The following is an 11400-nucleotide window of genomic DNA, read 5'->3' as shown; positions in this document are numbered from 1 at the left end:
CGGTCGGGGTGCTCGTCGAGCCGGTGGCCGCCGGTGAGGCCGACCTCACGATCGCGACGCTACCCCGCCAGCGGTCCGCCGGTGGCGGTCGCGGCCTCGTCGTGGGGCTCGCCCGTCGTGGGATCGAGGAGCTGACCGGCTGGAGTCCGGTCCAGCCGCTCTCGGGGATGCGGTGCCTGTCTCCCGCTGCGGTCGCTGCGGCCATCCCGTTCGCCCGTGGCTGGGGTGTCGAGGTCGGCATGACGATCGACGTTCTCGATGCGGGCCTCGTGGTCCGAGAGGTCCCATGCGACCTGCACCATCGCGTCACCGGCACCGACTGGCGGGCGCAGCTGCACCGCGCGGGGCAGTACCGGGACGTGGCGCTCGCCCTCGGGGTCCGCCGCCTCCGCCGCTCCCGCCGCCGCGGACACGCTCGCTGACCCCACCCGCCGAGGTCTCCCGCAACACACCCGCTTACCGACTGCCTGCTCCTGAAACAGGCGATGCACCCAGTCGTTAAGCGGGTGTGTTGCGGGGTGGGGTCAGACGTGGTGGCGGTCCCGCCGGCGACGCACCGGCTCCCTGGCCCGCTCGATCGACATGAAATGGGCGACGGCCGACATCACGAGCGGCACGGTCAGGACGATCGCGACCGGCGGGATCGCGGCGCCGGAGTCGTTGGTCAGGAAGCCGATGACGCACATGACCACCACGGAGATGAGGCCGTCCCGTAGCAGGGGCGCCTCGTCGATGAGCCGTGCGAAGGGATCCGTCCCGAAGCGACCCGGCTGGATGACGATGACCAGCAGGAGGGCGATGAGCGCGACCACGACACCCGTGAGGACCGGGTACGCGGTGGCCAGCTCCACGTTGGCAGCCAGTTTGCGCGACAGGACGGCGAACGCATCCCCGTCGAGCAGGGTCTGGAGGAAGCGGCCAGGGTGTGACCGGTACTGCTCGGGGCGGCGCCAGTCGAGGTAGCTGACGAGGGTGATGACCACCGCCGCGGCCACGCCGACGAGAGCGAGGTTGCGCACCGACACCCGCATGCCGGCGACCCGCATGAGCAGGAGCCCGAGGGCCGGGACGAGTGCGATCGGGCCACCGAAGTCCGCACCCCAGGCGGGCAGCACATCCACCGCCAACGCTGCCCCACCAAGAACCACGACCGAGAGCACCGCGAGACGGCGGGACGAACGGCGGATGAGGGCGTGCGCCATCGCGGCGCAGAGCAGCAGGACGGCCGACCCATACAGGGCGAAGGCGACGTTGCCCATCCCGTAGAAGCGGCCGCCCACGAGAGGCTGGAGCCCGAAGATCGAAGACATCTGCAGGTGCGAACCGGTCAGCAGGTCGAGGCCGATGACGCTCGCCGTGACGGCCGACAGGAGGGCGAGCGGTCCGAGCGCCGAGCTGCTCCACGGGCCGTTGAGGCAGGCGAGGGCGATGACGCCGCTGATGACGAGGACGAGGACGCTGAGCAGCGCGACGAGCACTCCCGACGGTGGCGACCAGCGCCACCACGGCACGAGGTTGGCCAGGAAGGTGGCGGCCGGCATCCCGGCGGCGAGGAGCCCGACGAGGCGGACCTGGCGGAGCACCCGTTCCCGCGGCTGGCTGGTCCGCCATGGACGGGCGCGGCGCCACCTGATCCACAGCACGATGAACGCGACGAGTGTGACGGAGAGCCACAGGACGAGGAACGGCACGACGATGCTGTGCATCGCGTCCGCCTTCAGGTCGATGTCGGTCAGCGCCGTCAGCTTGTCCGCGGCCGTCGACTCGCTGTTGTTCGGCGAGGGGATGGCCGACAGGGCTCGACCGCCGATCGGCTCGACCGGCCGCGCCCCGCCGCGCTGCAGGATCGTGGCCGTGACGTCGGAGATCTGGGCGATGCCGCGCATCCGCGTCGACGCCGAGGCCAGGATGCCCGGCGCGTAGTGCGGGCCGGTGGCGGTGAGGATGCGCAACCGCTCCTGGCCGTCCCGGTCCGCCAGCCCGACGACGATGAGGTCGGCGCCAGTGGGCATGGCGTCTCTGACCTGCGCGATCCGGTCCTCGATCGCTTTGATCCGCTCGTGCTGCGTCGCCGCGTCCGACTCGGTGGTGAGGATCGCGCCCGCGTCGACGATCGAGATCGGACACCGCGCCAGCTCGGTCACGAGCGTCCTCGCATCGAACGGCGCGTAGTGCTCGACCTTCCCGTCAGACGTCGACGCAGCGATGGCGGCGCCCGGGCCGATGGCCGACGTGCATGACGGGTGGGTCGCGAAGCTGTCGCCGAGCAGGCCGAGCCGGGCCTCGAACGCAGCCTCTCTGGACGCGGAGGCCAGTGCCTCGAAGCCGGCGACGGAGAATCCGCTCGCCTCGTCCCCGATCACCTTCGGGAGCGGCGTGCAGGATGGACGGTCTCCCTCGGCCCCCGGTCCGGCGGCCTCGCCAGCGGACAGGGTGGCCCAGCCGTCCGTGGGGCACGTCGTCAGGTGCAGGGTCTTGACCGACACGGAGGCGGCCGCACCGTCTCGCAGCAGTCCCCAGAGCACGGGGGTCTCCTGCGCCGAGACATCGTCCCAGGAGATGCCCCCCACGCCCACGACGACGAGCGACTCCCCGGGTGCCGGATCGACCGTGCGCGGGACCGGCACGGACTCACGGGTCGTGTAGGACCAGGCGAGGGCCGCGATCAGCAGCACCAGCACGGCGACGAGCGCCTTGAGGGGATGCGTGCGGATCACGGGGGACACCATACAAAGGTCGACTGAGTGGCTTGGTCGCGCTCGAGGCCGGTCTCGCCACGGTCTCACGGGGTGCTCAGCAGGGTTCGGAGGCCACCCCCTGAAACGCCGACGAACCACGGCGACCGCGGGGCTACCCTTGCGGATCGTGGAGAAACCGACGCCGGAAGGACGTCTCATGACGCCGCGGACCCCGTCTGACCTGCAGCGTTTCGGCTACCTCGGCCCCCGTGGCACCTTCACGCAGATGGCGCTGGATGCGTGGGACGGTGCAAGTCACAAGGAGCAGGTGCCGTTCGGGAGCGTCGATGCGGCACTCGAGGCCCTGCGGGCGCGGGAGATCGACGCCGCCATGGTGCCCATCGAGAACTCCGTCGAGGGCGGTGTCTCCGCGACTTTGGACGCGCTCGCCACCGGCGAACCCCTCGTCGTCATCGGCGAGGTCCTCGTGCCCGTGACCTTCGTCCTGTGCGCCAGATCCGGTATGCCGCTGAGCCAGGTTCGCCGCGTTGGTACCCATTCGCACGCGTGGGCTCAGGTGCGCAGGTGGATGGCCACCAACCTCCCGGACGCGGTGTACGTCCCGACGCTGTCCACCGCAGCAAGCGCTGCCGCGCTGCGCGAGCCCGGCGACGTCGCCTTCGACGCCGGGGTGTGCGCCCCGGCGGCGGCGGCCAACGAGGGGCTCGAGATCCTCGCCGAGGACATCGGCGACAACCCGTCGGCCGTCACCCGGTTCGTCCTCGTGTCGAGGCCGGGGACATTGCCCGAGCCGAGCGGCGCCGACAAGACGACCGTCGTGCTCTTCCAGCGTGAGGACCACGCCGGAGGGCTCCTCGAGCTGCTCGAGCAGTTCGCGGTGCGTGGCGTCAACATGACGCGGCTCGAGTCTCGACCGACCGGTGAGGCGATGGGCAGCTACTGCTTCTCGATTGACTTCGAGGGCCACGTCCAGGACGCCCGGGTGGGGGAGACGCTCATGGGCCTCAGACGCGTGTGCGCCGACGTCCGGTTCCTCGGGTCCTATCCCCGCGCTGATGGCGTCCCGGCCGATGCGCGGCTCGGCACGGCCGACAGTGACTTCGATGCGGCGAGGATCTGGCTGGAACAGCTTCGCAGCTGACCCCACCCGGGCGAGTCAGGGGAGGCGCGGGCAAGCATGAGCAGGCGCGGCAGGGCGCCGGCCTCATGTGCCGGCGCCCTGTGGCCCCTCCGGCCCCCTGAACCGGTGGGGCTCTCGTAGGACACCGGGCTCGTTGCCCCCCAGCAACGTCCCCTCTGCCCGGTGCCCCGCTGGCCCCCGACCGTCAGAGTCGGTATGACAGCGCCTGATACGTGTATCACCGAGCGTTTCTGCGCCGTCTCTGGATGATGTCGTTGGTTCCGCGGAATCCGGTGGGGAGTGGGATGACTGAGTATGTGCCCGGCCGGCTGCTCGTCGCCGGCTTCCCACGCACTGACGACGCGGCGTGGCTCGTCGACCTCCGGCGGGCACTGGCGGAGCTGGACCTGACCTTCCGGTTCACGGCATCGAGCGCTCGACGCATGCGCCGCCTCCGATCGACCCGGGGACGGGCCCGCTCACTCCTGGAGGAGATCTGGGTCTCCACCGCGGTGCTCGAGCCCGTCCCTGGCCGTGCCCGTCCAGACGGTGCGGCGCCGCAGGCCTGGTGGGTCCTCGAACGATTGAAGGGGCTGCGCCCCGACGTGGCCCAGCGGCTCTCGCTCGCCGAGGCGCGGCGCCCTGCGGCCATGGGGCCCGAACCGCTCGAGCTCGGGATGCTGGTTCCGGCCTAGACGGCGATGCCACCGCGGAGGACCCGGACCGGATCGCGCATGGCCGACGGTTCGTGGTCGACGCGACCGGAGACGACGAGGAGATCGGCGGCCGCACCTGGGCGCAGCCGACCCGCCTTGTGCCCGAGTCCAATGCCTTCCGCGGCCCTCGCTGTGCACATGGCCAGCGCCTCGTCGACCGTGGCGCCCAGGTCCTCGACGGCGTGCTCGACGGTCCGGGCCAGCACGTCGTGGGGCTTGGCCGGGCCGATTCCGGCATCCGTGGAGATGATGCATCGCACGCCGGCCGCCAGCATGCGGCGCCCATGCGCGGCCAGGGCGGGCATCCGCACGGCGATGGCGGGGGGAATGGGACCCGGGATCGTGCCGCCGGTGATCGAGACGGTGACGCCAGAGCTGGCCAGCCGCCTGACCAGCGTCGCGTCCTCGGCAACGCCGTCAGCTGTCATGAAGCTGCAGTGCTCGATCGTGTCGACTCGCGCGTCCAGCGCGTCGGACACCCCTTGCGTGCCGTGGGCATGCGCAGCCACGGGTAGCCCTGCCGCGTGGGCCGCCTCGACCACCGCTCGGAGCTCAGCGAGCCCGAACTGCGACTCGTGCGGGGCCGATCCCGGCGTGAGGTTCCCGCCCGTCGCCATCACCTTGATGACGTCAACGCCTGCCTCGTCCAGCCGTGCAACCGCCATGACGAGCTCCTCCGGTCCGCTGCATTGACCGCCCAGGAACCAGCAGTGCCCGCCGGGCGTCGTGAGCGCCGGCCCCGCCACGAGAAGCGTGGGTCCGGCCGCCGGGTTGCGCGAGCACTCGTCACGCAGGTCAAACGGAGCACGCCCGCGCCCGCCGAGGTCGCGGACCGTCGTGACACCAGCCGCCAGGGCCTGCCGAGCGTTGACGAGGCCCTGCTGCAGCAGCGCCTCGTCATCGTGTCGTTCATGCCATCCGACGGCGTCGAAGGAGCAGTCCCACGTCAGGTGCTGGTGGGCGTCGACCAGGCCGGGTAGCACCGTCACGTCACCGAGGTCCTCGACGGGGACGTCAGCGGCATACTCCATCGGCGAGTTGACCGCGACGATGTTCGGGCCGTCGACGACGACGTCCCCCGGCCCGAGGAAGTGCTCGCCGTCGAAGACCTGTTGGGCCCGGATCACCTGCATGACGACCTACGGCGCACCCACGTGCGCCCCGACCCATTCGTTGAGCGGGCGGACCGACCGCCAGGCATCACGCACGCGGGCAAGCGCCTGCTTCGTGCCAAGCCATCCGGGATCGCCGAAGTCACGGACCGCCATGAGTTCCTTGTGACGCAGCGTCTCGATGCGTGGATGGTCGGCGGCGTATCCGCGGGGTGTCGTCTTCACCTTCTCGCCGACGACCTCGAAACGCTTGCGGCGCAATGACTCCAGCAGAGCCTCCAGCTCGGCGCCGGGGGGACCGGCATCGACAGCGGCGCGAAGGCGGGCGGTCTGCGCCGGGTCGTGCGCCCGGAATCCGCCCCCGGCCCTGAGGCCCGTCGCGCTGATCTGTACGTAGTAGCCGGCGCCGCCCGGCGTTGCCGCAAACGCGCCCTGGTGGGTCTTGTACGGCGACTTGTCGGCGCTGAAGCGGATGTCGCGGTTGGGGCGGAAGAGCTTCGCCTCGCCGAACTCGTCCGCGAGGGCGGTGACGAGGGCGAGCATCGGTCCGCGCACCTCCCGCTCCCACTCATCCTTGTGGTCGGCCCAGTAGGTCCTGGTGTTGTCTGCCTCGAGGCCCAGGTAGAAGGCGAGCGCCTCGGTCCGGAATCCGGCGAACGGGAGGGCTGGCGCATCAGGGCTCACGAGACCAGCCTCGCACCCAACAGCCCGGAGGTCAGGCGATCGGGACGCGGACCGTCAGGGCGGCGGGCCGCAGCGAGGCGTTGATCTCGGTCGCCTCGCCGATGACATCACCGTCGACCTGGACGGGCAGCGGCCGGTCGACCCGCACCCGGACCTCCCGGCAGACCTTGTGGTCGAGCGTCGCGTGCCCTTTCCGCCGCCGGGTCAACACGCGAGCGATGACCGGCGCCCAACCGACGAAGCCGCGGGGAGAGGCGATGACGACGTCGAGCTGGCCGTCATCCACGCGAGCATCGGGCATGAGCACGAGGCCGCCGAGCAGTCGGCCGCAGTTGCCGATGACGACGGCCCGGGCGCGCCGCCTGAACTCGGGATCGGAGTCGAGCCGGAGCTGGGTGCGGAACTCGGGCGACACGAGGTGTTTGAGACCGGACAGGAGGTAGGCCGCCCAGCCCACCCGCTGCTTGAGGACCTCGTTGGTCGCGCCCATGATGAGGGCGTCCAGGCCCATGCCTCCCATCACGAGGAACTGCTCGGTCACGAGCTCACCCCCATCCATGGGTGCGCCATGCGCGTCCAGCTCGCCGATGACGAGCTCACCGACGTCGATGCGGCGGTTCCGTCCCGTGAGGGCCGCGCGGACCGCCTCGTCGAGGGCGACGGGCAGGTCCAGATTGCGGGCCAGCAGGTTCCCCGTGCCCGCAGGCAGGATGCCGAGTGGGGTCTCGGTGCCGATGAGGGCGCGCGCGACCGCCCGAACGGTACCGTCGCCACCGAGGCTGCACACGACGCTGGCGCCCTCGGCGACCGCGCTCCTCGCCTGCCCGGTGCCCGGGTCCGCCACGGTCGTCTCGTAGAAGAGGGGGTCGCCCCAGCCGGCGGCGTGGCAGGTCGAGGTGATGCGTTCGCGGATCATCGGCAGGTCGGCGAACTTCGTCGGGTTGATCACGACGGCGGCGCGCTTGAGATCGGTGTTGCGACCGCCGGAGCCGAACTGGTCGCGACTCGGGCGCGAGCGACCCCGCTTGAGGCGCGCCGTCGATCCGGGAGCCCGACGCAGCGCGAGGAACGACCCGAGGACCAGCACGGCGACCACGGCGCCGACGATGATCCACAGCAGGTAGTCCTCGAGCACCCGAAGAATCTAGCGGAGCGCGAGGGCCGTCCCTTCCGGGTCCTACGCTGTGGGCATGAGCGACGTGAGCGCGGAGACCTCGGACCCCGGTCCAGCAACGCCCGACACGGCCGACTGGACGTGGGTCCTGACGAGACCTTGCCGTGACTGCGGCTTCGACCCGAGAGACGTTCGTCCCGACGGAGTGTCCGAGATCCTCCTCGACGCCAAGCAGCGGTATGCCGCTGTGCTCGCTCGGCCCGACGTGCGGGCTCGGCCGTCGGCTGGGGTGTGGTCGCCGCTCGAGTACTGCGCGCACGTCCGTGACGTCTGTGACGTCATGCGGGGCCGGCTCGTGCAGATTCTCGACGGTGGCGGTGAGACCGTTCGCTTCGCGAACTGGGACCAGGACGCCACCGCCGTGGAGAAGGCCTACTGGCGCGCCGAGCCCGACGTGGTCCGGCACGAGCTCGAGGCGGCGTTCGACGCCGCTGCCGAGGCGTTCGGTTGGCCGAGGCGGGAGCAGCTCGCGTGGCCAGGGCTCCGCAGCGACGGGTCGACCTTCACGGCGGAGACTCTTGGACGGTACTTCGTCCACGATGTCCTCCATCACCTGTGGGACGTGCGCGGATGACCGCCGGAGGCGCCCTGGAGGTCGGGTCCCTGCCCGAGTCCCGCGTCCCGGATCCGCGCGAGGCGCCGGGCATCCGCTGGGGCATCCTCGGCCCGGGGTTCATCGCCAACGAGTTCGCCATGGCTGTGGGGGCCGGGACGGCCTCGACGGTCGTCGCGGTGGGCTCTCGCAGTGAGGACCGGGCCCGGTCGTTCGCCGAGAAGCACGGTGTTGCGCGGTCCTACGGGTCCTACGAGGAGCTCGTCGCCGACGATGGTGTCGATGCGGTTTACGTTGCGTCACCGCACTCCGAGCACCATGACCACGCGCTCCTCGCCATCGAGGCCGGCAAGCCGGTCCTCGTCGAGAAGGCGTTCACCCGCAACGCGACCGAGGCGCGGGCCGTGATCCGGGCGGCGACCTCGCGGGGCCTGCTCGTGGCCGAGGCGATGTGGGCGCGCTACCTGCCGCATTACGACGTCATTCGCCAGGTCGTCGAGGACGGCTTGCTCGGGGACCTCGTGCTCGTCCGGGCGGACCACTCCCAGAAGCTCCACCCTCACGGCCCGGAGCGGCTGGCCGCACCTGAGCTCGCGGGCGGGGCGCTCCTCGACCTCGGCGTGTACCCCGTGTCCTTCGCCGACCATCTGCTCGGCCCGCCCACCTCGGTTGCCGCCCGTGGCTCTCTCAGCGACCGGGGTGTCGACGCGACGGTCGGCATGGTGCTCGCCTATGCGTCAGGCGCCGTCGCCGCGCTGACCAGCTCGATGCTCACGCGGACGCCCTGCACCGCGGAAATCGTCGGGACGGAGGCCCGGCTCGACGTGGGCGGCCCCTTCTACTCACCGGCCTCGGTGCGACTGCTCACGCTCGAGGGGACGGTCCTGGCCGAGCTGCCGGCAGGCCTACCGGCACCCATCCGTGGCTTCAGCTACCAGGCTGCCGAGTTCGCCCGCTGTCTCGCGTCGGGTAGCCGCGAGAGCGCCTACATGGCACACGCCGCGACGCTGCGGGTCATGTCGACGATGGACGAGGTCCGCGCCCAGGTCGGCGTGCGCTACCCCGGCGAGTAGCGGGCCTCGAGCACGGCCAGGTCGCGCTCGGCGAAGAGCCGGTGGTGGTACTCCTCGTTGAGGACCGTGAGGAGGCACTCGCGCACCGGATAGCTTCGCGGCTCAGGCCACCCGGGCCCCTCGACCGGCGTCGTGTGCGCGTCCAGGGTCTCGTCGGTCAGGTCGTCGAGGAACCCGCGCACGGTCCCCATCCGGTCGTGCCGCAGCTCGAGCGCCTCATCCAGCGACGGCCGGACCTCCCGGTCGCGCGGAACCCCGGGCGTGTCCGGCATCTCGTCCCACGGCAGCTCGAGGGGGTGCCAGGGTGCGGGGTCACCGAGGATGGCCCGCCCGACCCAGCAGTCGGTGGCGAACGCGAGGTGACGCAGCGTCTCGATGAACGACCACTCGCCGTCGACCGACTCGTGGAGCGTCTCGGCCGGCAGCTGGCGAGCACGATTGACCGTCTCCCGCCACCGCCGCTCGTTGATGGCCCACGCCTCCCGGAACCCGGCCGGGTCACTCGGCCGCAGCGCCTTCGCCCGTTCGGGATCCCGTCGATCGAGCTCAGCCTCGATGAGCGGGGCCACGTCGACCCCGTTGATGGTCACGTTGACGATCTCGCCGGAGATGTCGACGTCGTAGATGTCGACGCCGCGCATGCGGACCTGGTGGAAGGCGCTCCCGCGGAACTCTGCCTCTCCGATGTCGACGGAGCGGAACCGGCTTCCCGTCAGGTCGACGCGATCGAAGCGGGAGCTCGCCAGACGCACGTGCTCGAACTCCGAACCGGACAGGTCAGCGTCGTGAAACCTCTGCATCCAAAGGACGGTAGCGCCGAGACTGCACTGCTGTGTGGGAGCGCGCAGCAGCTGACGGGCTCGGTTCGAGGTATGCCTTCGCTCCCGAGAGCGAGCCTGAACCTCGAACCGAATACCTCGAACCGACTACCTCGAACCAGCCCCGAACTCTCAGGCCCCCATCGCGTTGGGGTCCCGCCACGGGCGCTCGAAAGGCAGCCGCCAGGCGAAGGGTGCGATGAGCTGGTGGATCTGGTTCGGGCCCCACGTGCCCTGCTTGTAGGGACGGACTGGCGGTGGGTTGTCGAGCAGCGGTTCGCTGATCTCCCAGAGCCGCTCGATGCCCTCCGCGCGACTGAAGAGGGTCGCATCGCCACGGGCAGCGTCGTAGATGAGTCGCTCGTAGGCCTCGAGGGCGGCGCCGGCCCAGTCCGTGTCCTGCATCGAGAACTGCATCGACAGCTTGTCGAGCGTCATCCCGGGCCCCGGGCGCTTGCCATAGAAGGAGAGCGACATGCGCGCCCGGTCCGCGAGGTCGAAGGTCAGGTGGTCGGGCCCGTCGTCGCCGACCCCCGAGCTCGGCGGGAACATCGAGCGAGGCGGCTCCTTGAACGCGATGGAGATGATCCGAGCGCTCTCGGCCATCCGTTTGCCGGTCCGCAGGTAGAACGGCACACCCGCCCAGCGCCAGTTGTCGATATAGCACTTGAGCGCGACGAAGGTCTCCGTCTCGGACTCCGGTGACACCCCCTCTTCGTCGCGGTAGCCGATGTACTGCCCACGCACGACATCGCTTGGCGCGATCGGCAGCATCGAACGGAAGACCTTGCTCTTCTCATCCGTGATCGCGTCCGGCTCCAAGGACGTCGGCGGCTCCATCGCGGTGAACCCGAGCACCTGGAACAGGTGCGTGACAACCATGTCCTTGTAGGCGCCGGTCGCTTCGTAGAAGTCGGCGCGCTGCTCGAGGCCGATCGTCTCCGGGACGTCGATCTGGACGTGGTCGATGTGGTTGCGGTGCCAGATCGGCTCGAAGAGCCCGTTGGCGAAGCGGAAAGCGAGGATGTTCTGGGCCGCCTCCTTGCCGAGGAAGTGGTCGATCCGGAAGATCTGCTTCTCGTCGAAGACCTTGTGGAGCTCGGCGTTGAGCTTCTTGGCGCTCGCGAGGTCCGTGCCGAACGGCTTCTCCATGACGATCCGGCTGCGCTCGACGAGTCCAGCCTCCTCGATCTGGTGGACGACCGGGAGTGCTGCGCTCGGCGGAACCGACAGGTAGTGCAGCCGGCGGGCCTCGGGCCCGAGGATCTTCTCGGACTCGAGGACCGCGTCGCGGAGGGCCTGGGTCCCGGCCGAGCCCGGCACCCAGTGCACCCGGTCCGCGAACTCGCGCAGGTCCTCATCGCTCACCTCACGCCTCGAGTACTTCCGCACAGCGTCGGTCGCGAGTTTCAAGAACTCGTCTCGCGTCAGCTCTTCGAGGCTCGTCGCGA

The 11400-nt window shown here is 70.5% G+C and carries 10 protein-coding genes and 1 pseudogene; 5 read left to right on the top strand and 6 right to left on the bottom strand.

Features of this window, described 5'->3' with window-relative positions:
* Positions 1 to 422 (top strand): annotated as a pseudogene (locus VIR15_RS13105) (glycosyltransferase family 2 protein); the annotation flags it as partial.
* A gap of 102 nt (positions 423 to 524) precedes the next feature.
* On the opposite strand, the gene VIR15_RS13100 reads toward VIR15_RS13105, so the two are convergent.
* Positions 525 to 2717 carry a hypothetical protein gene (locus VIR15_RS13100; RefSeq protein ID WP_331928302.1) on the bottom strand — a complete coding sequence of 731 codons (2193 nt, stop codon included), beginning with the start codon at positions 2715 to 2717 and terminating at the stop codon, positions 525 to 527.
* A gap of 178 nt (positions 2718 to 2895) precedes the next feature.
* Between VIR15_RS13100 and pheA the strand changes: the two genes are divergently transcribed.
* Positions 2896 to 3840, top strand: coding sequence for a prephenate dehydratase (gene pheA, locus VIR15_RS13095; protein ID WP_331928300.1), 945 nt, complete (start codon positions 2896 to 2898; stop codon positions 3838 to 3840).
* A gap of 284 nt (positions 3841 to 4124) precedes the next feature.
* Entirely contained in the window at positions 4125 to 4514 is a 390-nt protein-coding gene (locus tag VIR15_RS13090; protein WP_331928298.1) for a hypothetical protein, read from the top strand.
* Here VIR15_RS13090 and VIR15_RS13085 read toward each other — a convergent pair.
* Genes VIR15_RS13085 through VIR15_RS13075 form a run of 3 tightly spaced genes read right to left on the bottom strand, consistent with a single transcriptional unit; the run spans position 4511 to position 7466 of the window.
* Entirely contained in the window at positions 4511 to 5668 is a 1158-nt protein-coding gene (locus VIR15_RS13085) for an amidohydrolase family protein (protein ID WP_331928296.1), read from the bottom strand. The two genes, VIR15_RS13090 and VIR15_RS13085, sit on opposite strands and share 4 nt — an antisense overlap.
* A gap of 6 nt (positions 5669 to 5674) precedes the next feature.
* On the bottom strand, positions 5675 to 6331 hold the full coding sequence (locus VIR15_RS13080) for a DUF2461 domain-containing protein (RefSeq protein ID WP_331928294.1): 657 nt from the start codon (positions 6329 to 6331) through the stop codon (positions 5675 to 5677).
* A 31-nt stretch (positions 6332 to 6362) separates the two neighbouring features.
* On the bottom strand, positions 6363 to 7466 hold the full coding sequence (locus VIR15_RS13075) for a diacylglycerol/lipid kinase family protein (RefSeq protein WP_331928292.1): 1104 nt from the start codon (positions 7464 to 7466) through the stop codon (positions 6363 to 6365).
* A gap of 55 nt (positions 7467 to 7521) precedes the next feature.
* Here VIR15_RS13075 and VIR15_RS13070 point away from each other — a divergent pair, with 55 nt between their 5' ends.
* Together VIR15_RS13070 and VIR15_RS13065 are read left to right on the top strand one after the other, a co-directional pair.
* Positions 7522 to 8079, top strand: a complete 558-nt coding sequence (locus VIR15_RS13070; protein WP_331928290.1) for a DinB family protein — start codon at positions 7522 to 7524, stop codon at positions 8077 to 8079.
* Positions 8076 to 9131: a Gfo/Idh/MocA family protein gene (locus VIR15_RS13065; protein WP_331928288.1), complete on the top strand. Its 1056-nt coding sequence runs from the start codon at positions 8076 to 8078 to the stop codon at positions 9129 to 9131. Before VIR15_RS13070 ends, VIR15_RS13065 begins: the two co-directional genes overlap by 4 nt.
* Here VIR15_RS13065 and VIR15_RS13060 read toward each other — a convergent pair.
* The gene (locus VIR15_RS13060) at positions 9116 to 9931 is read right to left on the bottom strand and encodes a DinB family protein (RefSeq protein WP_331928286.1); all 816 of its coding nucleotides are present in this window, start codon (positions 9929 to 9931) and stop codon (positions 9116 to 9118) included. The two genes, VIR15_RS13065 and VIR15_RS13060, sit on opposite strands and share 16 nt — an antisense overlap.
* Positions 9932 to 10081: 150 nt before the next feature.
* Positions 10082 to 11400: glucose-6-phosphate dehydrogenase (gene zwf, locus VIR15_RS13055; RefSeq protein ID WP_331928284.1), on the bottom strand; the 1319-nt coding region annotated here is incomplete at its 5' end.

The organism is Intrasporangium sp. (genome assembly GCF_036566125.1).
GTDB lineage: Bacteria > Actinomycetota > Actinomycetes > Actinomycetales > Dermatophilaceae > Intrasporangium.
Note: the sequence above shows the minus strand (reverse complement) of the source record. Positions and strands in the feature narration are given on the sequence as shown.

Bases quoted from the DNA above. Each gene is read 5' to 3' on its own strand.
- pheA (WP_331928300.1), top strand. From the start codon at position 2,896: ATGACGCCGCGGACCCCGTCTGACCTGCAGCGTTTCGGCTACCTCGGC.
- VIR15_RS13090 (WP_331928298.1), top strand. From the start codon at position 4,125: ATGACTGAGTATGTGCCCGGCCGGCTGCTCGTCGCCGGCTTCCCACGC.
- VIR15_RS13085 (WP_331928296.1), bottom strand. From the start codon at position 5,668: ATGCAGGTGATCCGGGCCCAACAGGTCTTCGACGGCGAGCACTTCCTC.
- VIR15_RS13070 (WP_331928290.1), top strand. From the start codon at position 7,522: ATGAGCGACGTGAGCGCGGAGACCTCGGACCCCGGTCCAGCAACGCCC.
- VIR15_RS13065 (WP_331928288.1), top strand. From the start codon at position 8,076: ATGACCGCCGGAGGCGCCCTGGAGGTCGGGTCCCTGCCCGAGTCCCGC.
- VIR15_RS13060 (WP_331928286.1), bottom strand. From the start codon at position 9,931: ATGCAGAGGTTTCACGACGCTGACCTGTCCGGTTCGGAGTTCGAGCAC.